We start from the raw sequence: 21576 nt of genomic DNA on the forward strand, positions 1-21576 counted from the left end.
CTTTCTAAGTTAGGTGGGTACTAGGTAATGGGTAAATGGGGCATGGGAACCCCCCCCTGCCCCCCAAGGGGGGATGGGGGAAGTGCATAGGGCATTATTAATTACCAATTACCAATTACCTATTACCCATTACCAATTCTCGATCGTACCTCATCTTTCGGAGAAAGGCTACATCTACCTGTCATCTCATCCCCAGAATGTCCAACTAGGCAATTTTACCAAAACATGACAACAGAGAGTTAATCTGTTGATTTTTCTAAACTTTGAACTGATTCAATCAAATCTCGGATGGTGTTAGTACCTTCTGAACTCTCAAAGGATAAGGGGAATTTGCCGCGAGCGATCATTCTTAAACCCAAGGGGCCGAGACTTAATAAACCTTGGACATCGCGGAAGTAGTTTCCTACTACTTCGATGCCAAATTTACGCTCGTCTATCCAGCCACCTTCTTTGACTAGATTGATTAAGACTTTGCGGTGGCGAATCGATCGACTGGCTTGGTCATCTTTGCGATCGAGAATCTCTTGTTTAATCTTACCAATTTGATCCATCGGCGCAACTTCCATGGGGCAAACCGAGTTGCAGTAGTAACAACGGGTACATCCCCAAACGCCTTCTGTGCCTTGGTTATATTTTTCCAGGCGATTTTCTGTATCGCTATCGCGGGAGTCGGCGATGGTGCGATAAGCTTTGGCTAGGGCGTGGGGCCCGACAAATTCTGGGTTGACTTCGCGGGCGTTGCACTCAGAATAGCACGCGCCGCAGAGGATGCAATTGCCTGTTTGGTCGAGTTTCGATCGCTCTTCTGGTGTTTGCAGAAATTCGCGTTCGGGCACTGCTCGCCCCGAAGTGCTGACATAGGGGTCAACGGCTTCCAGGTTGTCCCAAAAACTGGTCATATCGACGACCAAATCTTTGATTACGGGCATATTTCCCATGGGGGCGATCGTAATTTCTGGGATGAAATCGGTTGGTTTTTCTGCCGAACTGAAATTAGCTATTTTGTCAAGTCTTGCGAGTTCGCTGCCAACATTTTCTTTGCAAGCTAATGCCGATCGACCATTAATCCGCATGGAACAACTACCACAAATTGTGTTGCGGCAATTTTTGCGGTAGGCTAAGCTGCCATCCTGTTGCCACTTAATGCTGTTGAGGCAGTCGAGGATAGTATTGCTCTCTTCTACCTCTAGGGTGTAAGTATGAACGCGGGGAGGCTCGTTTTGATTTTGGCGAACTACATTAAAACGGACTTGCATAGTTTCGGCTAGGAAGTTTTCGTATATTTTAAGCTGAAATTTTTGGTTATTTAAAAAGCTATTAATTATTTAATAGTAAGTATTTATCAAAAATCGCCGTAAATTCCGCACTGCCTTGGTGAATTTCTGGGGGTTTTTTAGGCGATCGCACTGATTTTAACAGAGAGAGCGATCGGCTAATATGGGAACTTGGTTGAGCTTGCAATGTTGGTGCGTCCGCGGCCTTAGACACTCAGAAAAACCTAGCATCCTGACCACAAGCCCCTGGATTCATCTGTAGGTTCAATCTCAAATCTCAAATCTCAAATCTAAAATTCGATGACTTACAGCTTGAGAATTGTCGATTTACCGACAAGTGAACGGCCGCGGGAGCGCTTGATGGCTAGTGGCCCAAAAAGTTTGGCGACTGCGGAACTGATTGCGATTCTGCTCGGTACGGGGCAGGGAAAGGGCAAGCTTTCGGCTGTGGGGTTGGGACAATATATTTTAAATCAGTTGAGCCAGCACCAACGAGACCCTCTGGCTGTGCTCCGGGATATTAGCGTGCAGGAGTTGACCCAGATTCACGGGATCGGTCCTGCTAAGGCGACGGGGATTTTGGCTGCGGTAGAATTGGGTAAGCGGGTGTTTCAGTCGCGGCCACCGGATTTGGCAATTGTTGACTCTCCCCAATCGGCTGCGGCTGCTCTGAGTCAGGATTTGATGTGGCAGTCTCAGGAACGTTTTGCTGTGGTGTTGCTGGATGTAAAAAATCGGCTGCTGGGAACTCAGGTAATTACCATCGGCACTGCGACAGAGACTTTGGCTCACCCTAGGGATATTTTTCGAGAAGTCATCCGTCAAGGGGCCACTAGGGCGATTATTTCCCATAATCATCCGTCGGGAAATCTGGAACCGAGCCCGGAGGATATTGCTTTGACACGGCAGTTGCTGGCTGGAGCCCAGTTTTTGTGTATTCCCTTGTTAGATCACTTGATTTTGGGAAATGGCGATTTTCGGAGCTTACGACAGACCACTACTCTTTGGGACGATTATCCCCAGGGAGATTGACATCTTCTGCTTAACTAACTCCATCACTATCATTAGTTATTTGTATATTTGGGGGATTCAATGGCTGAATCACCGATTACAGAAGGCAAATTTTGTGGCTAGATCGCTCTGGGGCAGAGTGTTTGGTCTGAATGTCGCTACTGATACTCCGTGGAGAACATAACTCGGTTAATCTAGTAATGGTGGGCTGAAGAGATCGCTAATTTGATTTTTTTCTAGCATACTGAACGTATACTGTACCAGCACCTAGGGACCCAATTATTAAGAAATTATGAAGTTGGGTGTAAAATAAACGGCGTGGTGATAGGAGAAAAACTGTGTTTCTGAGACTTGCAGAACAACACCGTAAATTCGTCCAAGATTTGGTAATGAACCTCCAAGCTTTAGCGATCGTGCTAGAGCATCGGGGTTATCTGGCATCCTGCTACACTTGCGGGGGTCAGATGAACAGTGCCTCATTTATGGTCAGTTTGACGGATAATCATCTGATTCGATTTTTAGTGTCAGATTATGGTATCACTTGGACTGAGATGCGGGACGATCGGGAACTGATGAAACTAGAAGGTGCAGAAGCGATTAGTCAGTTACAAGAACTGGCAAATCTCGTGAAGTACCATATCCAACCTTCAGAAGCTACTTTGGCTACGGCCCAACGAGTCTAGTCATGGTCTGGTTCCAAGGGCACCGACAGCGAAAGTCTATGCTTCCCTGCTGCCAACCACTCCTTGGGGAGTATGTTGAGAAGGTCAGAAGTTGCGGAGCGATCGCAACTCAACTGACAAGAGTCCTCTGAGTGACTTCTAACTAAGTGCTTTGAGACTCTCAGTCTAGCCCTAGAGAAGCTCTTGTGGGCCTTCCCAGACGGCATAGTTGATGCAATTAGGTCTAAGTGTCGGAACTTCCAGTTTTTTTGGCATCCATCGACGGAAAAATGCGAGGAGACAATGCCCAAAGTTTACCGCTCGAATTCAGAAAAAATGTGAAATTTTCAAGCCCTCAATTTATTTCCGGGGGACTTAAATTATACATTTGATTTTCTACCGTCGCATAATTCTCCCTGGAGAGCAGCTCACAAAATGTGGTAGTACGAGTGCTAGTCGGCTGCTAAGTTAATTCCCCACTTTGACCTTCAAAAGTCCAAGAATTTGAAATTAACTTTGAGTAGGCAAGTAAAATTCAATATTCAGAGTGAGGATGAGGCTGTGAAGATTGGCGAAGCGCAGTCAGGGGGTATGTTAAATGGGTGAACTGCGTTGATTTTTGCCCTTTGATTTAGTCTATAAGACTAACAATTAATTTGAAGCAGCAGCAATGCTGTCGAAATCTCACAGCCGGCCTTAGCCGGCTAAGTTTTGTTTAAATGTATGTTTTCAGTTGGTTTCTATAATTTCCAATTGGTGTTGATTAAAGTTGACGATCGCCCCGGCAACCATAATATTTTATAATTTATTTATAATTGCTCCGAAAAAATCGACCGGGAAGTTGAGAGTCAGAATCAAATGGTAAATTTAAGCGAAATTCTAGAGCCTGTAGCCAGTCAATTCCGCAGCCTGGGAATTCCCGAACCGATTACCCATTGGGGACACCCAGTCATGATGGGCATCGTTGTGGTAGCCATGGGCAGTTTTGTTGGTTATACAGGATGGCAAGGACGTTTGGCCACCGATAAAGACGTGGCTATCAAAAGTCGCTCCGATCACCGCAAACTTGCTCCCTGGATGTTTTTGTTCATCGCTTTGGGCTACACTGGCGGCTTGTTGTCTCTGGTGATGCAACACCAGCCAGTGATGGAAAGTCCTCATTTTTGGACTGGTTCGACAATCATTGTATTGTTGACTGTTAATAGTTTGATTTCCCTAACAGGTTTTGGGGGCGACAAGCTGGCACTGCGTGCTGTTCACGCTTATTTGGGGACGACAGCCCTGGCACTGATGGTACTCCACGCGGCTTTCGGTTTAAAATTGGGTTTGTCTATTTAAGAGCATACCCACATCCCCGACTTCTGCGGTGAAGTCGGGGATATAATAGCTATCGTGTTTTAGGTTTAGATGAATCAAGCAACGGGTGTAATTTTCTGTTTAGCTTACATTTTGGGATTGATTTCTACAGCGCTTCCTTGGGGTGGTTATGGTGTACTTTCTTTGGGAGTTGTTACGGCGATCGCCTTACCAAAATTTTTGCGAAAATACACTCGAAACGCTGTCAAAAATCCGAAAAAAAGACGCAGCCGAACTACCAAAAATCCTACGGATTCTTCCTTAGAAAAAACCGAAGCATTGAATTTTTATCAAATGCTGCCCAAGTCAAAATGGGTATGGTTCCTCGCAGGTGTGACGGGATTTATCGCTAGCTTTTATATTCAAATTCGCTCGCCAGTACCAGCCATTAATGACATCAGCAAACTGATTCCGGCTGGTGGCAATACTCAAGAAATCGCTGTGACAGTGCGCGGTAGAGTTGTGAGTACGCCACGGTTGACTAGATCGGGACGATCGCAATTTTGGTTAGATACCAATCTAGTTAGCGAAATCAACGGTGGCGAGGGAGGAGTAGTCGTAAATCGGGAAGTATCCGGTCAACTTTACGTCACAGTACCTTTGTTGCAAGCCACAGGTTTGTACGAAGACAATACGATCGCCGTGGTGGGTTCTTTGTACAAACCGCAGCCACCATCAAATCCAGGGGCTTTTGATTTTGAAGCATATTTAGCCAGATCGGGGGCTTTTGCAGGCCTCAAAGGAAGCCAAATTGACTGGAAGAGAGAAAATGCGATCGCCGATGTTAATCGAAGTGAGAACCAAGCTGCTAGTTTTTCCGAGTCCAGCGCCATGCCCAAATCGCACATTCAAGCCATGCGACAACGGATTGTGCGATCGCAACTATTTCACTTGAATGTTCCTGAAGGCACCTTAATTAGTGCGATCGCCCTCGGCAAGCAAGCAGTAGATTTACCTTATAACATCCGCGACTATTTTGTGCAAGTTGGATTAGCCCATGCGATCGCAGCTTCCGGCACTCAAGTTTCGATGGTTTTAGCTTTAGTTCTAGCTTTAACCAGGCGTTTTTCCAAACAGTTGCAGTTTAGTTGTGGAGTCGGCGCTTTATTGCTGTTAGTAGGATTAACTGGCTTTGAAGCTTCAGTATGTCGTGCCGCTTTAATGGGATTTGGAACATTATTTGCTTTGCTGCTGAAGCGAGAAGTTAAGCCTCTGGGATTGCTCTTAATCGCTGCGATAATTTTACTGCTAGTTAATCCTTTGTGGATTTGGGATTTAGGTTTTCAACTAAGTTTTCTCGCAACTTTGGGATTGATAGTCACCACACCACCGCTGATGGCAAAGTTGGACTGGATGCCACCGGCGATCGCTTCTATTTTTGTGGTTCCTATCGCTGCTTCAGTTTGGGTATTACCCTTGCTACTTTACGTTTTTAATGTAGTATCTCCCTACAGTATTTTAGTCAATATTATATCTGCTCCTTTACTCTGGATTTTGAGTATTGGAGGAATGATTAGTGCCTTAGCTGGATTGATTTTTCCACCCGCTGGTAGTGGGTTAGCGCAAGTGCTAGAGTATCCTGCAACAGGGTTAATTGCGATCGCTCAATATTTCTCCCAGTTACCGGGTAATTCGGTAGCTGTCGGCCAAGTATCCCAGTTGCAGCTAATCGCACTTTACAGTTTAATTTGCTGGGTTTGGCTGGGGAGAAAGTCAACCCCCTCCCAAGGACGAGAAGAACCCGCCCCTACCGCCACCAAGAGGGGAAGCCAGAAGGGAAAAAGCACTGTTGTTTCGCTGCCAATTTTTTCATCAGCCTCAATTTTACCCCTGGCTATTGTGGTGGGAATTAGCATCATAGTTTTACCAGCTTGGCACAGTCAATCATCTTTATTTCAAGTTACTTTGCTGGCGACATCGAGGGAGCCTGTTTTGGTAATTCAAGAACGGGGAAAAGTATCACTAATTAATAGCGGTGATGACAATACAGTCCGATTTATACTATTGCCTTTCTTGCAGCAACAAGGAGTCAATTCTGTGAATTTTGCGATCGCCACCCATCCTCATTTAGGTTTAAACGCAGGTTGGGGAAAATTATTAGAACGCTTGCCAATTCAAACATTTTATGATAACACATCTCCCAAACAAATTAACTATGCCAGCGGTCAAGAATTGATGACTGCGGTGCAATCTCGCCAAGGAGTTTACTTTCCTTTAGAAACTAACAGCACCATTAATCTAGGTTCTGTGCAGTTGCAGTTTGTGAATGCAGAAATCCCGGTGGTAGAACTACTGGTGGATGGACGAACTTGGTTGCTGCTGGGTGAAATAGCACCAGAAGCACAAAAAAAGTTGGTAGCAACGGGAAGTTTGAAGCCAGCTCAAGTGCTGTGGTGGTCGGGGAAAACCCTGACACCGGAGTTATTAACGGCGATTGGGCCAAAAGTGGCGATCGCCGCTGCTGACGAAATTGACCCGGAGACGGCCGCACAACTTCAAAAAACCAAAACCCAAATTTTCTGGACGGGACGGGATGGAGCCTTGCTGTGGACACCCGCAGGGGGATTTAAGACCACCCTGGAATCGCAAGAAAATCAAACTTCTGTTTTGTAGAGATGGGCACAGACGGCCCGTGGTGCGTTAAGATACAAAATGCTCAATATATCAACAAAAATTGCGGCCCAATCGCCCATTTAGGCGATCGCCAAATTAACCGAGCAACTACAACCTTAAGTTTTTGGTTGATTTTTACCTCGCGTTATGCAATTATTGTAGAGTAGCCAACCAATTGGAGAGGTGGCAGAGCGGTTGAATGCGGTAGACTCGAAATCTACTTTAGGGGTGACTCTAACGTGGGTTCAAATCCCACCCTCTCCGTACATTCATTACTCGACAAGGCTTTGATGCTATCAGCTTCTTTAGCCAAACGTGCAGTTTTATAGCCAGTGGTATATGTAAGTGGTATATGCACCACTCCGGTACATACCACTTTTTGTTTTAACTTCAATTCCTGAAACTGCTTCCAGAACTCAGAGAAATACAAGTTTCCGGTTTAACGCTAGGATTAAACAAGAAATAAACACCAAAATTACCAAGGTCCAGCTAAATATAGACTGGGCAAGTTTTGGCTAGGTATTATAAAGCCTCTGGGTATCCCACGGGAGTTGTTAAATAACTAGCTCAGCACTGTGGGTTACTGAGTTTCCAAACGTATCAGGAGCTTCTTATGAGTTTATCTTTTAAGCAATTGACCCTTTATCTGACGTTGCTGTCCATCGGTGGAGGTATGGGATGGTTGGGAAATCGCTATCTCCAAAGTCCAAACGCCCTGGAAACTGGCTCAGTTTTGCCCGTGGTACGCCAACAAATCCCGCCCTATGCGTCTGCTCCAGTCCCATCCGATCGACAGCCCGATCGCGACAATTCCAATTTTATTGCAGAAGCCGCCCAAAAAGTCGGCCCGGCTGTGGTCAGGATTGACGCATCAAGCAAAGTCGTCAATCAAGTGCCGGAAGCTTTCAAAAATCCTTTGTTTCGCAGGTTTTTTGGGGATAATTTGCCAGTACCGGAAGAAAAAATTAAACGGGGTACAGGTTCGGGGTTTATTCTCACTTCAGATGGCCGGATAGTTACTAATGCTCATGTTGTTTCCGGTAGTGACACTGTGAAAGTTACCCTCAAAGACGGCCGAGAGTTTGAGGGTAGAGTCCAGGGGGTCGATTTGCTGACGGATGTGGCTGTAGTGAAAATTAATGCCTCAAACTTGCCTCTAGTGGCTTTGGGTCGATCGGATAATATTGTACCCGGACAATGGGCGATCGCCATTGGCAATCCTTTGGGTCTTGACAATACAGTCACTGTCGGTATTATCAGCGCTACAGGTCGATCGAGCTCCCAAGTAGGCATCCCCGACAAACGAGTCCGATTTATCCAAACCGACGCCGCCATCAACCCCGGCAATTCTGGCGGCCCACTACTCAACGACCAAGGCGAGGTCATCGGCATCAACACAGCCATTCGTGCCGATGCTCAGGGATTGGGGTTTGCCATTCCTATCGAAACTGCCAAACGAGTTTCCGATCAGCTATTCGCCAAAGGTAAAGCGGAACATCCCTATCTCGGCATTCAAATGGTCAGCTTGACTCCCGCCACACAGGCAGAAGTCAACAAACAGCTCAATGCTAAGATTTCCCTCGATAAAGGAGTAGCCGTCACCCGCATTGTGGAAAATTCCCCCGCTCAAAAAGCCGGATTGCGTCCCGGAGACGTGATTGCCAAAATAGACGGCATTGCGGTTGATAATCCAGGGGATGTACAAGAAAGGGTGGAAAATACTGCTGTAGGCAAAGAACTGGAAATGGAAATCAACCGTCAGGGTCAAACTCAGAAACTTAAAGTGCGTCCTGGTGCTTTTCCCATTTCAGGCAACTCGGCCGGTGGCTAGTCCCAGGGGAGCGAGGATGAATTAGATTCTTGGTTTGGTTTGAATGACTTTCATACCCTCGCGCCCTCGACCCATTTTTGAGCCTGTCTTTTCCCAACATCTTTCCCAAACAGTTCAAATTTTTATTGGCCGTCGGCAGACTTTGGTTTAATCGAGCTGGTGCTTGCCAAATTTTCTTCTAACTGCATCCTCTGCTCCATTTGTCTGAGAAAATAGCCAGTCATCATCGCTGAAGCCAGCAAACCCGCTAAGTTTTCTCGGTCGGTAGTAATTTGCACGCTAAAATTGTCTGAAGGCAAGATGCCTACAAGTCCTTGAACGTTGTGAGAGATAATCTCTTTGATCTCTGGGCTGACGGACTTGGCAACGCGATCTAAAACCTCTGGGGATTGGTGTTGGAGGTACTTCAAAAGTGGATTGTCTGTAGCTTGTTTGGCATTGGAACTGTCAAAGTCAGGGTGAAAAACCATTTGGCGATTCTTAATTTCTGGCTTGTTACATTCTAGTTTAAACTACTCGTCATTGCTTGGGTACAAATTTGCCTGAAAGTCAATTTGTAGTTGTTTGGGCAATTGATCTACTTGAAAATACCGATGAAATTTGTCGGTAACTTGTAGCCAATAGGAACGGCTTTCGCTTGGTCGTCGTTTGCGGACAAAACCGAGTTCGACCAGTTCTTGCACTTGTTGGTAAGCACCTGAACCTCTTAAATTAACTAAGTCTGGCTGAGCGATGCCACCTTTGAGGGCGATCGCCGCTAGTGTCCGCAAAGCTCCAATACCTAATTCGGGAGGTATCAAAGTTTGCATTAAACTGGCAAACTCTTCTCTCAGTTGCAGGCTGTATCCTGTAGGTGTTTCCACCACTTCTAAGGCACTGTCACGGTGAGCAGAGTCCGACATCAGTTCGATAATGGCATCTTCGACATCGGTGCGATCGCACTTGGCAATTTCCGCAATCTCTGCGATCGATACGGGCTGACCTTTTAGGTAAAGTATGGCTTCTATCGTAGTTGCTAAACGAGTCATTAGGGAATCAGGAATCGGGAATTTGGAAATTGGGGAATCTGGAAATTGGGGAATCGGGAATTGGGGAATTGGGAATTGGGGAATCGGGAATCGGGAATTCGGAATTGGGAATAACCATATTCATGTCATTAGCACGAGGGTTTCCTACCTATTCACATCTAGAACTAGAACCCAAAATAAACACCGTTTTTTACGGGTTCCAATGCCATATTGATTACGGTTTAGTTAAATCAGGTTTCAATTCCATCATCCGGCTGTCGAGTTTGCGCGCTGCATCGTTAATTGTTAAACTTGGTTTAGTACCATCGATATACATAATTGCCGTAAAAGCCCCTATTTTCCCCCGCCTAAATATAGCAAAATCTACATTGATTGGTATATTTTGTAATTTTCCTTGACTTCTCCAGCCAGCAGATACCTCACCAGTCTTGTCTTCCAAAGTTAAAGCGGTAGGATTCGTAAACTGCATTTCTTTGTTACTATTTAACCCTTGAGAAAATTCCTTAGCAGCAGTCCCAGCACTTATTTCCTCATCAAACTTAGCTTGTTTCATCGAATCGGACAGTTGCGTTGTAAATCCGATCAGTAATTGAAACTGCTTCTCCTCAATTTTTTGGTAAGCGAAGACACTTGCTGGCTTAAAGTTAGGGTTCTGGTTAAGTTGATTTTTGAAATTTGCAGCCCCAGATGAAAGCTCTGTAAAACCCGGAGGTAATTCTTGTAAAGGAATGACTAGATTGGATAAGTCCGCTGCGGGTTCTGCAATATCGGCAGCTTGATTTTTGCTACGATCGACGCCTGGATTTGCGATCGACAGTTGCGCCACTCCACCTCCCCATGTAGCAGTAATTAGCAAACACACGAAGATCGATACTGTTTTTTTCATTGTTTTATGCCTTTGCTTATCCACCAAGCTTTAGTTTGAAACTGCTCATACTGTAGACTTCTTATCCAACCACAAGAGAGTGCAAATGGGAAGTCTTACTTCCTTCTCTGAAAAGGAACTAGCTATGCCCCATGCCCTAGGCCCTCTCTTCTCAAATATTTTACTCTGCCACTTCTAAATCCTCTAGTTCTTGCGTGGACTGCCATCCAGCTTGCCACAGCGATCGATCTTTGAGCTGTTCTGAATTCAGCCAGAAACGGACATTTGGATCGCAAGCCGCCACCATTTCTGCAAATACCCATTTACCTTGGTTTTTTCGGTTGACTACTTGAAAATGCCGCCACCCCCAAGTTTTTTGCTTTGCTGTCCATCGGGAACCAACTAAATAAGGAAATTTTTGTTTTTTTTGCACAGTCTTTTTGTCTATCAATATGTGATGAATCAAGTTAAATTCAATAAGTCTCTCCGTTTAGCCCTCGCCATAAAATATATAATTTATTCCGCCGTTCAATCCAACTAAATTATTTCAGGTCAATCAAGCAGTTTATTATATTTATTTGCCAACAATCCCCCTCCTTTTTCAAAAGTATGGGGCAGTTTAATGGCTGCCCCGGTAAATATTTATACCTATTGAATAGGGATTATTTTCGAGCCGATCCACACATATAAAATTTATCCAAAATTAGATAAATCGTGAATCTCCAATCTAAAAGCAATTAACACAGGTTATGGTTTTGAGCAATAATCCGTTCTGTGAAACTTAATCAGCATTTACTCGCTGTAAGTTGATGTTTTCTCACTGCTTAACTCTGGGGAGTCGCCTCCTAGGATTTCACAGTCTCAACATCAGGCAGAACTTGCTTTACTTTTTCCAACAGAAGTTTAGCTAAATTTTGAACAGCATTTCAATCTCTGTCGATCTTTCTTAAGGCTTGTGTCCCGACAAATCCAGAGGAAGTTGGGGCAGCCGGAGTCTAACAGCATTTGTTTGCAACCAGAGAGTGATAGCGTGCTTCCGCTGCGGAGTCACATACTCTCCGGGTCTGATAACGCCAGCACAGACGCCGATGTTTTTAATAAGGGTTTCTCGTTCCGATGAACTTGCACCCTGTAGTAACCTGACTTGGGCTTTGATAAAATCCACGTTCATAGCTGAAAGTAAAAGTAAGTAGAGAACTCTGTTAAATAGCGATGCTTTGATTCCAATTGTAACTCTCAAACCACTATCTATGAATCAAATCGATTCCAGATCCCCAGGGTGAGGATTGTGGTGTGTAAAGCTAGGCAACTTTATTTACTTTATCTGTTTTTGTCAACAAAAGTGTCACTATACTAGCAGTTTTGAAAGTTTTTTTTATAGTTAAGAACTGTTACAAGTTTTGATCCCATCTAGGCAGACAGCCGAACTTAGTGCTAATCTTGATTTCCTCAATTGCCGTAGTTCAACACTATCTCTAGTTGCTTGACTCCGCGGATTTTACCCCCCTGATTGAAAAAGCGATGGACCCCTTTACACAGAGACACTGCCAGCTTAACCTGTGTTTTTTAGATCCGTCAACATGAATTGGGTTGAACTATAACCTAAGACATACGTGTTGTTACTAGCACTACCATAACCCAGCATTTTTCTAAGAAAGAAGGAAGAGGGAAGAGGGAATAACCAACAGGGAAGGAGTCTCTTCAACTTCGGGATCGGGTAAAAAATCAGAGCGACTTTTTGAACTTGGCTTACTTGCTAGCTTTTTGTATTGAGCGACGATTGTTGTTGTTTATAGTGCCATAGAAAAACTAGGCACTTTCTCTTTCCACGTTGATGAACTACAGTAGCAACTATATTGTGTAGTTGTAGTGTTAATCATTAGTCTCAGTCCCTGCAAGATATTGGATGGGAGATATTGGATATTGTTATAAATAAAAACAGATAGTGACCGTTGAGAGTGGGGAATGTGGGTTTTGAGATTCAGAGACTCTAATGCCAATTTTAAGAAACCCAAAAGAAAGCAAAATTTAATATCAATTCCTCTCTTCATCCTCCTGTATTCATTTCTTTGGGACCTCTCTGTGTTCTCTGTGGTTAAATCATGACCATGCAACGGTCAAAGATATAACTACAAACCTTGTTTTTTGGATGTGTACTCCCTCACAGTTTTTGTGATTTGATTTTGACTTAAATATAATAGCCTTCAGGGAAAAGTCTCCTGTCTACTAATTGATAATACTCACTAAAATAGACATCTTCCATAATTCAAGGTTAGGCATTCTGCCTCACCTTGATACCCTTTGTGGGATACTTATAAGTAGAAGATCGATGTGAAGAGGGAAGAAGATCGATGTGAAGAATAGCAAGCCAGTAAGCTTTTGAGCGATTTGGATATTGCATTTAATTAGGTGGACTTACTTAATGCAAAAACACCCCTTTTGAGAGGCGGGTATTCGTATCTACAAGCTTAAATAACTAAAATTTGAGTTATGAGTTGTGAGTTAGAAATTTTAATTAATTCCCTCACAATTCATAACTCAAAGCTGAAAATTTGTACCTAAATCAACCTTTTTTATTTTGTTTCAGCTTCGTTTTCCACTCAGCGATCGCCTTCCGAGCTGGCTGATAACTCTTGGTTCCCGATGGCACTAATGACGCAGCTTCAACAGCATCTTTAAGCTTCCCTTGAGAGCTACGCAATTGAGCAATCTTCAGGATAGTTTCGCTCCATTCTCCTGTCAAACGCTGAGACTCTTCATACTTCGGCTCACCGGGTTTAATCTTGTTAACTTGCTCGATAGCTTTACTGTAAGAAGATGCTTCTCCTCGCTTGATTTTTGTCTTAGCAGCAGATATCAAAGCAGTATTTAATTGCTGTTGCTTCGATAGATCCTGCCACTGAACGATCGCCTCTTTGGACTGATTGTAAATCGGCTTATTAGCATCAGGCATCAATTTAGCAGCCTCGATCGCCCCCAGGAAATCGCCCCTAGCAGCCCGCCCATTAGCTATATCCAAAATCGTTAAACTCCAGCGCTCAATATCCTGCTGAGCCTGGGGATAAAGTGGATCTGTAGGCGGAATCGAACGAGCCTTTCTGACGGCATTATTAAAACTGGAAGCCGAACCATTTTTGAGTAAAGTTTTCGCCTCAGCCCAAACCTGCTGGCTAGAAGGTGGCCGCTTGCTTCCAGTGTCTACCGATACAGCCTGGGGTTGCTTCTGGGACACTCCAGCACCAGGAGTTACAGGCTTGAGCCCAGACTTTTGAGGCGAAGGTTTGGGAGCATTCTCAGCGGTCAATTTGGGGCTTCCTTGCTGTTGACCTATGAAAATAGACCTGTTCGTGACAAACACACCCAACAGCAGAACTATAGCTGTAGCCCCACTCCACAAAATTAGCTGCTGCAAAAACGACTTGTCCGAAGCCCCATTATCCACATCTTCTGGCTTCTGCAAGTTCGGTGGATCGCCACCCCTGTCAGCAGACCCAGCAACGTTTGGCACAGGAGTCCGACTCGGCCTTTCAGTTGTAGGATCTTGAGAGTTACCAGTAGCAGGAGGTAAATCAAGTTGAGCCGTAGCCACACCCATTAGCGGGCGATCGAAACCGTTACTCTCGACATCAACCGTCATACTGCCATTACGTCCTGCCACTTCAGAAGTTGGGACCCCAGAAACATCCGGTAAAATTACCAAATGGGCTTTTCCCGGAGGATTGACCACCATCAGAGGTTCCTGTTTTGGACGCAAATGGTGATCGCACAACTCAGGCAGTCGATCGGTCAAAAAACGGTCTAAACCCTTAATAGTCATACACTGTCCCGATCGCAGCCCTTCCAAAAGCGCCGTCGTAAAAAACCCTTGGCGCAAAGCTGAAGTCTCCCGCGAAACTTGATGAGGCCGACAAGAAAGCACCGTGGGGATTTCCAACTTCCGGGCCAAATCCGCAGTTTGAACCCCTATAGTTTCCCCCGCTTTCACGATTTGACTCCGGTTCATGTCAACCAACACCAACATCGTTTCAGTAGGAGCTTTTTTCAGAGTATTCAAAAGCAACTCTACCGGAATCCCCGTACCCGGAATATCAGCCGGATTCCCATCCACAGGCATCAAATAATCCTTCCCTTCATGACTGACACCGTAACCACTAAAAAAACACCAGAGTAAATCTCCCTGTTGCAAGTGTTGGGCGCAAAGATTTTCGGTCAATTTCAGAATATTTTCCCGATTCGGATAAGTTGAGTTACCCCACAGCGACGGCGAACTATCCGTCATCAGCAGGCATCCCTCCTTAGAAAAACCAGCCTCCTCAACCAAGAAAGTATAGACTGCCTCTGCATCCTCTTGGGCATAGCTCAAAGGCTGAAGTAACTGATATTGATTTATGCCTATGGCAATACAAGCGTGATGTTTCATAAAAAAGCTCGGTAAATGGGGAACAAGCGTGGCTAATGCCCTGATTTGGAAACGACCCTTCGACCCTTCGACTACCCTTCGCCTTAGCGATCGGGCATCCCACGGGCAGTTTTAAGCACCTACAATTCCCTTGCGGGGTCTCAGCTAAATATATGGGGTGTCTCAGCTAAATATATTAGATATTAAACAGCTTGCACAAAACGATAGCACATAGCTAGGTACTAGCTCCTCAAGCTTAACCCGACTTTCGTCAAGTCAATTAGATATCTAAAATTTGAAAAATACTCCCACAATAATTTTAACTTCTGGTGTTACCTCAAAAACTTTTATGCGGTCTGTTTGGAAGAACCAGGTTAAATTAGATACAGAAGCTAGTCAAATTGTCTTCGGAGTCCATCGGCTCAAAAGACCAAAAATTTGACCCAATCAATATTACCAAATCAGCAGTAACCAACCAATGGTCTATACCCCCAACAAAGAAATCTCAGTCCCAACCGAGTCCTTACTGAAACAAAAGCATCCCAAAAGTCATAGCCACTATAGGTTTCAAGACTTTTTTGCCTTCGATCGCGTAGGCGGCACAATTAACGACTGGAATGAGTCGCGCAACATTTTTACCAGCGAAGACTTCATCATCGGTTTGGTGGAAGGACTAGAAGAAGAAGTCGGTCCTGCTTCATCTGTAATCATGTATACTATTGGTTGCCAGTGGGGACTCCAAGATTCCGAATTTTTTCAAAAATGGTTCAGCGCCGAATTCAGCCAGAACATTCGCCAGTCAAATCTGATGTTTCTACTAGAAACTTGGTGGTGGCCGTTCACAGCTCAAGGTTGGGGCCGCTGGGAAGTAGACATGAGCGATCGCAAGCATGGCTGCATCTTCATCAACCTCTTTGACTCAGCAGTTGCTCGCACCTTGGGCGACGTGGGCAAACCAGTTTGTCACCTTTACGCCGGTTTGTTTGCAGGTTTCTTCGGATCTCTAGTCAAAAAACCTCTCAGTTGCATCGAACTCCAATGTTACTCAATGGGAGAAACCTATTGCAAGTTTCTGCTGGGCAACCCAGACAAAATAGATGCCGCAGCATTCTGGCTCAATGAAGGTGCCAACGCCCGTGACATTCAAAATCGAATCCAACATGGTGAAAGATTGCGATGACAAGTCAAACTTCCTGGTTAAAACAATCTGTCCAACAATTTTTTGGTAACTACAATTGGCTAGCAAAACCCTTAGAAAAAGAGACTGGATATGTAAATGGTAAATTACTAAGTTTTACCATGCCAGTATCAGACTTTTTTCGGGCTATTTCTTGGGAAGGAATTCCTGAAGTAGGCGCCATGCCCCCACCACCACCATCGCCAGTAATCTTGGTTAATGAAAGTGCCGAAGTGACCATTGATGACCTATTTGATTTATTTTAATACTTACGGCTCCTCCCTAGCACAAAGCCTGATTTCAGAAACACCGGAAATTCAGAAAAAATTCACTGATAGCCCTGTTATATTGATTTATAAACAGTGCCATCTTTCTGCCTGATTGGGTTTCCGATCCCTTCGGCTACCCTTGGGCGAAGCGACATGGCTCCGGCTCAGCTTCGTCCAAGGGCAGGATAAACGCAGTCGAAGGACTTTTCCCCCTCTTCTTTCCACCATTTACTTAAAATTATGCACCCTGAGATTGAAGCACTTCTAGATCAGGCAGAAAATCGCTTTCTCAAACCAGAAGAAATCACCGCCTTTAAGCGTCAAGCTGCCATACTCTCCCAGCGCCTAAAAATTTATGAATTTTTGCGGGACAAAGAAGAAAGTATCTTCCAACCAGTAGCCAATAAGCTACAAGAAACTTTCCCCGATGAAAAACCAGAAATCCTAGAAAGAACGTTAAAAAATTGGCTCCTAGTCTTACGATACTGCGCTATGGCGATGCTACTCAACGATCGCAATTTTATCGAACAACGCCTCCTAGACTGGCTTTCTGGCATTGTTGAAGCCCACCAAACTCACAAGATAGAAGCAACAGTTTGCCAACTGTTGCAAGAGCGTTTGAAAGAACTTCTTTCCGAGCAAGCCCGCGCTATATTGCAGCCATTTTTAGACCAAGCCGAGTCATTGATTCTTGAACCAGATCGCAAAAAATAAGCCAAATTTCCCATTCCCAAATTCCCCATTCCCCATGATTAACATTGCAGACTTACTCAAACAGCCCAGAGTCCCAGGAAACTACTTTGCTAGGGATGCTTACGTCAGAGGAGACTTGGAGCTAGGGTTGCTCGAAAATCGCCGGGGCGATCGGCTCCTAGCACTTCCAGAAACACTGATTCAAGCCATTTACATCGGCTTAGAACAAGAAACAGGTCAAGCTTCCCGCCTAGTGCTATTCAACTGCGGTCGCTGGTGGGGCAAAAATTTTTACGTACGTTTTTGCGAAGAAGTCAGCGATTACTACGGTCAGCCAGTTTCCGAAATGGAAATGGTAGAATTTATTCAGTGCCTACAACAGTGTTGGAAAAGCCATGGATGGGGAACGTTTGAACTTGACTCCAGCTATTCAGACCAGGGGTTTTTAGTAGTAAAAATTGCTAACTCTCTGTTTGCTAAAACAGCCCCTAAGTCGAAGTTACCAGCCTGTTTTTTAGAAGCAGGTATCTTAAGTTCCTTCTTTACTCAACTTACAGGTAGAGAACTCCACTGTTTGCAAACTTCCTGCGAATCCTTGGGTTCTGACTGCAACCGTTTTATTTTAGGCTTGCGCGATCGCCTCCAAGCCGGAAATTCTATGGTGGAAGAAGGAAAAGATCACGAAAGTATTATGAGTCAACTTTCTCAAAAAAATAATTGATTTGATAGCTATATAGTTACTCAATTGACATCCTCCCCACCCGTATACTTAGCACTGCGTGCCAAGGTCTTTGAGGGTGGGGATTCCTCAGAACTGCGGTAAGCTTTTTCCATCTTTATGACTTTTCAAAAATCCTTAGCTGTCTGGTAGGGATTATTTGCCCAATATAGTGCGGTCAATTTCCAGAATTGGTAAAAATAGGCTGGCTTCTTCAGCAGTAAGATGTTGTTTAATCACCTTTTTCATGACATCATAAGTCACGGAGGAACTATTTTTAGCTTGAAAAGCTCCCAAAATAGTTTGGAACCAAAGCAAAAGCCGATCGCGCAACCGTTCAGTATCATTAATGAGTAGTGCTGCTGCGGAATGTCGCAACACCCGCAAAGCATCTATTCGCCATTTGGCCGTCACATCTTGAGAGCCTCGTTTAAATAAAGTGGGGTCTAGAGACTGCATTTGCGCTTCCACTTGGCGGATTATTTCTTTTTCCGAGGCTTGAATTTTTTTATAGGCACTTATCCTATGATTCAAAGACTGAAAGTAGTCTTTCAAAAATTCTAGTTCGGCCGCAGAGGCATAGCGTCCATCGGCTTCCACACTTAAACGCGACAGTTGACTCAACATAGGCTTTTTGTTGGTATTTTAATACCAACATATCAGTTTTAAGCTTCTTTAGTGCGAACTAAATACTGTCCTACTTGGAAGCGGGTTTCATTAAGCTGAGTGACGATGGAGCGGGTGATCAACTTTCCCGATTCTACAACTACTTGACCCGTAATGGGATGTAACAAATCTTGCTGAGCTCGCCGACCTATGAGAGCTTCCACATTTTCAATAGCATTAATGTACATCCCGGCCGGTAACTGCACAACTACACCTTCGCCCATAATTTGAGCCTGACAAGCTAATCGCGAATTGGCTTTAGCTGTAGTAATGACCTCCAGAGTCCTCCTCTCGCGGCGGTTGATCTCAGACAAACCTTCCATGCCTTCTTTGATGTAGACGTGGCAGGTAGCGCACATCCCCCGACCTCCACATTCCTTGAGAACGTCTAAGTCTTTGGAAAGTAAGGCGGACAGGATATTCGATCGTGTTTCCACTGCCATTTCTTCGGCAATTGGGTCTAGTTTAATAATTTTGACCATATTGATGTTTCATCTCTCTAAAGGCGGGTTTTTTCATAGATATATCTGTGCCCTACCCCTGATTTCCCTTTTAGAGCCAGCACGCGAATCCGGGAAGATTTATACTGAATCGGAGACTTCAGGATTTGAGTAGATGCAACGGTGCGATCGCTCCCAAAGAGGCTAAGACTGAACCTGAGATAACATAGGCAGTACCAGGCGATCGATTCAAAAGTTGAATTTGGTCAGAATTGTTTACATATTTTAATACTAGCTCAAGCTTTTTCTATAATTAGACTGATGCAAAATTCTAAGTACCGTATTTTAGGGCTAGTCGGACAAGGACAATTTGGTCGAGTTTTTTGTGCTAGCGTTCGAGAAACGCCCGCCAAAGACTCTCGCCTCACCAGTCAACTGGTAGCTCTCAAAGAACTCAGCCATCAAAAAGCCCCAACTAGCGAATTTTTGCGAGAGCTGTGGTTCTTGATTACCTTGCAGCATCCTAACATTGTCACCTGCCGAGCCCTAGAACACACAGCTACAGGCAGGTACTTAGTTATGGACTACTGCGAGGGAGGAACTCTCCGCAACTTGCTTAAACAAGACCGTCCCTTAAGACTGCTCGAAGGTTTGCAGATCATTATGGGAGTGCTAGCCGGGTTAGACTACGCTCACCGTCGAGGCGTAGTTCACTGCGACATCAAACCAGAAAATATCCTCCTAACTTTAGGTTCCAAAGGTTGGTCGCCCCGGCTGTCAGATTTCGGCATCGCCCGCCGACTGCCAGAAATTGGGACTACTCGCCTCCACCAAGAAATTTCTCCCGACGCTACCGTAGGTTCTCCTGCTTACATGGCTCCAGAGCGGTTTTATGGTCTTTACTCTCCCATGTCAGATATATATGCAGTGGGAATTCTGTTGTTTGAGTTATTAATGGGCTATCGACCTTTTGGTGGAACACCTGGAGACTTGAGGTGGGCGCACCTGAATCAACGTTTGCAACTGCCTGATGCAATGCCGGAACCGTTGCAAACCATAGTCAAAAAATCTTTGGAAAAGCTACCGGCCCGCCGTTTTGCCAGTGCTTCTCAAATGGCTCAAGCGTTGCGGCTGGTAATGTACGACCCCGCTGTTAGGCAATTGGGAGACTGTATTATTCCTTGGGAAAATCGCGAAACCAGTGAATCCAAAAGTCTGAATTCGGAAACTGAGTCGGGGCTACAAGTCCAAGAGGCAAAAATATCGGGGTCTCCGATTAATTTACTTCAAACTGTGGGTTATGCGTTCTCCCAGTCAAAGCTACTGATACTTCCTGGTGGGCTGACAACTTTAATTGCTACTGAAACCTATCTTTACGCTGCTGTGGGTACAGAGATCAAAGTGTGGTGTCAGCCGGGAAATCAGCTAGTTACAGGAGAAACCGAAACTTCTATATCTATGCCGGATACAGTGCGCGACATTTTGCCCACAACACACGGCTGCTGCGTTGTCTCTGGGCAAAAACTTTACTGGCTGAGCGATTCTAGTTGGGACCCTCTGTGTTTACTGGATCTAGGTGTCCGGCAAGGGCCTGATGGTTGTAAAGCTGCTGTTGACTCTGACGGGCGTTGGTTGACAGTAGCTGTTCCGGGGGAACTACGCTTTTATTCTTTAGGTGCAAACAACTCTGGGGGCGATCGCAAAAAAGCCCTACCACCCATTGCGACTGTTACTCTACCAGAACATTACTTGCCAGAGTTAATGTTTTTGGATCGGCGACACGTCTTAGCTATCTGGCCCGATAACGAGCAGAAAAATCCCCAAACTACTTTCAGAGTTTACACTCGTCGTGGTACGGCAGTTGGTGCTGTACAGTTATCCGCGAGCATCGGCCAACTGCTGTTGACACCTGAACCTTATACTTTGTTGGGCATTCCCCATGGTGGTAAAGCGGCTGTGCTGTTGATGAAATTGTGGCCTTTAAAAGTGGCGCGACTTCCCCTTGACAGTTTCCCGGTGTCTGCTTGTGTTGCTAATTGGGGATGGGTGTTGGCAGATGTTGGGGGGCAGATGGTGGTATTAAACACTCAAGGAATTCAAGTAGGGAGTTTTAGTGGGCCCGCTGTACCGAAGGCGATCGCCCCTTGGGGGAAGAAAGGTTTGGTGATTGGGGTTAATACCGAGGGAGGCAGCCACCTGCACTTTTTAGATATAGATGTTGCAGAGGGTAAATAACTGGCGATCGGGCGATCGGGCCCTCAACCGCCCCTCGGTGCAGTAACCGAAGGTATTTGGTCTTTCTCATACTTGGAGAGATTGCGGTTGCTAGCGATCGATGTCTGCGAGTTCTAGATCCCTTAAACTAAGGTGTTGGCGCAACTTCTGACTCATTCACAAACCTACGATGCTTAATCCCACGATACAGCCTCACACACTCAGAAAGCCCCATCATCTAAACGTAAAAATATTCTAGCTATGGGTGGTAGCTCCAGCACCCAAAATCCCCCACTGAGGCAAAAAAAAGACTCCTTCTGGGAAAAAGGAGTCAGCCGGAGGATGTCGGAGCTGGAATTA

At 45.1% G+C, this 21576-nt stretch carries 20 protein-coding genes and 1 tRNA gene; 11 read left to right on the forward strand and 10 right to left on the reverse strand.

What is annotated here, in order from left to right:
* Window positions 1–239: 239 nt before the first annotated feature.
* Entirely contained in the window at window positions 240–1256 is a 1017-nt protein-coding gene (locus AAFP14_RS07830) for a succinate dehydrogenase/fumarate reductase iron-sulfur subunit (protein ID WP_341731725.1), read from the reverse strand.
* 61 nt (window positions 1257–1317) lie between these two features.
* Window positions 1318–1488, reverse strand: a complete 171-nt coding sequence (locus tag AAFP14_RS07835) for a hypothetical protein (protein WP_341731726.1) — start codon at window positions 1486–1488, stop codon at window positions 1318–1320.
* A gap of 86 nt (window positions 1489–1574) precedes the next feature.
* On the opposite strand from AAFP14_RS07835, the gene radC reads away from it, so the two are divergent.
* From radC to AAFP14_RS07865, 6 genes are all read left to right on the forward strand, one after another.
* The gene (radC, locus tag AAFP14_RS07840) at window positions 1575–2306 is read left to right on the forward strand and encodes a RadC family protein (RefSeq protein ID WP_341731727.1); all 732 of its coding nucleotides are present in this window, start codon (window positions 1575–1577) and stop codon (window positions 2304–2306) included.
* A gap of 317 nt (window positions 2307–2623) precedes the next feature.
* Window positions 2624–2968, forward strand: coding sequence for a DUF1815 family protein (locus AAFP14_RS07845; protein WP_341731728.1), 345 nt, complete (start codon window positions 2624–2626; stop codon window positions 2966–2968).
* 837 nt (window positions 2969–3805) lie between these two features.
* On the forward strand, window positions 3806–4285 hold the full coding sequence (locus AAFP14_RS07850) for a DUF4079 domain-containing protein (protein ID WP_341731729.1): 480 nt from the start codon (window positions 3806–3808) through the stop codon (window positions 4283–4285).
* Between the two features lie 69 nt (window positions 4286–4354).
* Window positions 4355–6916 carry a ComEC/Rec2 family competence protein gene (locus tag AAFP14_RS07855; protein WP_341731730.1) on the forward strand — a complete coding sequence of 854 codons (2562 nt, stop codon included), beginning with the start codon at window positions 4355–4357 and terminating at the stop codon, window positions 6914–6916.
* Window positions 6917–7093: 177 nt separating this feature from the next.
* Window positions 7094–7180 (forward strand) — tRNA-Ser (locus AAFP14_RS07860).
* A gap of 349 nt (window positions 7181–7529) precedes the next feature.
* Window positions 7530–8747, forward strand: a complete 1218-nt coding sequence (locus AAFP14_RS07865; RefSeq protein WP_341731731.1) for an HhoA/HhoB/HtrA family serine endopeptidase — start codon at window positions 7530–7532, stop codon at window positions 8745–8747.
* Between the two features lie 122 nt (window positions 8748–8869).
* Here AAFP14_RS07865 and AAFP14_RS07870 read toward each other — a convergent pair whose 3' ends face one another.
* From AAFP14_RS07870 to AAFP14_RS07895, 6 genes are all read right to left on the reverse strand, one after another.
* Window positions 8870–9217, reverse strand: a complete 348-nt coding sequence (locus AAFP14_RS07870) for a DUF760 domain-containing protein (protein WP_341731732.1) — start codon at window positions 9215–9217, stop codon at window positions 8870–8872.
* A gap of 42 nt (window positions 9218–9259) precedes the next feature.
* Window positions 9260–9775 carry an SMC-Scp complex subunit ScpB gene (scpB, locus tag AAFP14_RS07875; RefSeq protein ID WP_236508362.1) on the reverse strand — a complete coding sequence of 172 codons (516 nt, stop codon included), beginning with the start codon at window positions 9773–9775 and terminating at the stop codon, window positions 9260–9262.
* 214 nt (window positions 9776–9989) lie between these two features.
* A complete protein-coding gene (locus tag AAFP14_RS07880) occupies window positions 9990–10661 on the reverse strand; it encodes a hypothetical protein (protein WP_341731733.1) in 672 nt (223 codons plus the stop codon).
* Between the two features lie 160 nt (window positions 10662–10821).
* Window positions 10822–11073, reverse strand: coding sequence for a TIGR02450 family Trp-rich protein (locus AAFP14_RS07885; protein ID WP_341731734.1), 252 nt, complete (start codon window positions 11071–11073; stop codon window positions 10822–10824).
* Window positions 11074–11586: 513 nt separating this feature from the next.
* Window positions 11587–11811: a hypothetical protein gene (locus AAFP14_RS07890; RefSeq protein WP_340524717.1), complete on the reverse strand. Its 225-nt coding sequence runs from the start codon at window positions 11809–11811 to the stop codon at window positions 11587–11589.
* A 1392-nt stretch (window positions 11812–13203) separates the two neighbouring features.
* The gene (locus AAFP14_RS07895; protein WP_341731735.1) at window positions 13204–15060 is read right to left on the reverse strand and encodes a caspase family protein; all 1857 of its coding nucleotides are present in this window, start codon (window positions 15058–15060) and stop codon (window positions 13204–13206) included.
* A 457-nt stretch (window positions 15061–15517) separates the two neighbouring features.
* Between AAFP14_RS07895 and AAFP14_RS07900 the strand changes: the two genes are divergently transcribed.
* From AAFP14_RS07900 to AAFP14_RS07915, 4 genes are all read left to right on the forward strand, one after another.
* On the forward strand, window positions 15518–16219 hold the full coding sequence (locus AAFP14_RS07900; protein ID WP_341731736.1) for a V4R domain-containing protein: 702 nt from the start codon (window positions 15518–15520) through the stop codon (window positions 16217–16219).
* Window positions 16216–16482 (forward strand): hypothetical protein, encoded by a 267-nt coding sequence (locus AAFP14_RS07905; protein ID WP_341731737.1) that lies wholly within the window; start codon window positions 16216–16218, stop codon window positions 16480–16482. The genes AAFP14_RS07900 and AAFP14_RS07905 overlap by 4 nt, the downstream gene beginning before the upstream one ends.
* A 243-nt stretch (window positions 16483–16725) precedes the next feature.
* Window positions 16726–17199, forward strand: a complete 474-nt coding sequence (locus AAFP14_RS07910; protein WP_341731738.1) for a globin family protein — start codon at window positions 16726–16728, stop codon at window positions 17197–17199.
* 34 nt (window positions 17200–17233) lie between these two features.
* Window positions 17234–17899, forward strand: coding sequence for a V4R domain-containing protein (locus AAFP14_RS07915; RefSeq protein WP_341731739.1), 666 nt, complete (start codon window positions 17234–17236; stop codon window positions 17897–17899).
* A gap of 153 nt (window positions 17900–18052) precedes the next feature.
* On the opposite strand, the gene AAFP14_RS07920 is transcribed toward AAFP14_RS07915, so the two are convergent.
* Window positions 18053–18523: a globin family protein gene (locus AAFP14_RS07920; protein ID WP_341731740.1), complete on the reverse strand. Its 471-nt coding sequence runs from the start codon at window positions 18521–18523 to the stop codon at window positions 18053–18055.
* Window positions 18524–18561: 38 nt separating this feature from the next.
* Entirely contained in the window at window positions 18562–19044 is a 483-nt protein-coding gene (locus AAFP14_RS07925) for a 2Fe-2S iron-sulfur cluster-binding protein (RefSeq protein WP_341731741.1), read from the reverse strand.
* A 279-nt stretch (window positions 19045–19323) separates the two neighbouring features.
* On the opposite strand from AAFP14_RS07925, the gene AAFP14_RS07930 reads away from it, so the two are divergent.
* The gene (locus AAFP14_RS07930) at window positions 19324–21237 is read left to right on the forward strand and encodes a serine/threonine-protein kinase (RefSeq protein WP_341731742.1); all 1914 of its coding nucleotides are present in this window, start codon (window positions 19324–19326) and stop codon (window positions 21235–21237) included.
* The last annotated feature ends 339 nt before the right edge of the window (window positions 21238–21576 follow it).

It is taken from the genome of Microcoleus sp. EPA2 (assembly GCA_020882975.1).
Taxonomy (GTDB): domain Bacteria; phylum Cyanobacteriota; class Cyanobacteriia; order Cyanobacteriales; family Microcoleaceae; genus Microcoleus.

Coding starts and splice junctions, on each gene's coding strand:
- AAFP14_RS07830 (WP_341731725.1), bottom strand. CDS start 1,256: ATGCAAGTCCGTTTTAATGTAGTTCGCCAAAATCAAAACGAGCCTCCC.
- radC (WP_341731727.1), top strand. CDS start 1,575: ATGACTTACAGCTTGAGAATTGTCGATTTACCGACAAGTGAACGGCCG.
- AAFP14_RS07850 (WP_341731729.1), top strand. CDS start 3,806: ATGGTAAATTTAAGCGAAATTCTAGAGCCTGTAGCCAGTCAATTCCGC.
- AAFP14_RS07855 (WP_341731730.1), top strand. CDS start 4,355: ATGAATCAAGCAACGGGTGTAATTTTCTGTTTAGCTTACATTTTGGGA.
- AAFP14_RS07865 (WP_341731731.1), top strand. CDS start 7,530: ATGAGTTTATCTTTTAAGCAATTGACCCTTTATCTGACGTTGCTGTCC.
- AAFP14_RS07870 (WP_341731732.1), bottom strand. CDS start 9,217: ATGGTTTTTCACCCTGACTTTGACAGTTCCAATGCCAAACAAGCTACA.
- scpB (WP_236508362.1), bottom strand. CDS start 9,775: ATGACTCGTTTAGCAACTACGATAGAAGCCATACTTTACCTAAAAGGT.
- AAFP14_RS07880 (WP_341731733.1), bottom strand. CDS start 10,661: ATGAAAAAAACAGTATCGATCTTCGTGTGTTTGCTAATTACTGCTACA.
- AAFP14_RS07890 (WP_340524717.1), bottom strand. CDS start 11,811: ATGAACGTGGATTTTATCAAAGCCCAAGTCAGGTTACTACAGGGTGCA.
- AAFP14_RS07895 (WP_341731735.1), bottom strand. CDS start 15,060: ATGAAACATCACGCTTGTATTGCCATAGGCATAAATCAATATCAGTTA.
- AAFP14_RS07900 (WP_341731736.1), top strand. CDS start 15,518: ATGGTCTATACCCCCAACAAAGAAATCTCAGTCCCAACCGAGTCCTTA.
- AAFP14_RS07905 (WP_341731737.1), top strand. CDS start 16,216: ATGACAAGTCAAACTTCCTGGTTAAAACAATCTGTCCAACAATTTTTT.
- AAFP14_RS07910 (WP_341731738.1), top strand. CDS start 16,726: ATGCACCCTGAGATTGAAGCACTTCTAGATCAGGCAGAAAATCGCTTT.
- AAFP14_RS07915 (WP_341731739.1), top strand. CDS start 17,234: ATGATTAACATTGCAGACTTACTCAAACAGCCCAGAGTCCCAGGAAAC.
- AAFP14_RS07920 (WP_341731740.1), bottom strand. CDS start 18,523: ATGTTGAGTCAACTGTCGCGTTTAAGTGTGGAAGCCGATGGACGCTAT.
- AAFP14_RS07925 (WP_341731741.1), bottom strand. CDS start 19,044: ATGGTCAAAATTATTAAACTAGACCCAATTGCCGAAGAAATGGCAGTG.
- AAFP14_RS07930 (WP_341731742.1), top strand. CDS start 19,324: ATGCAAAATTCTAAGTACCGTATTTTAGGGCTAGTCGGACAAGGACAA.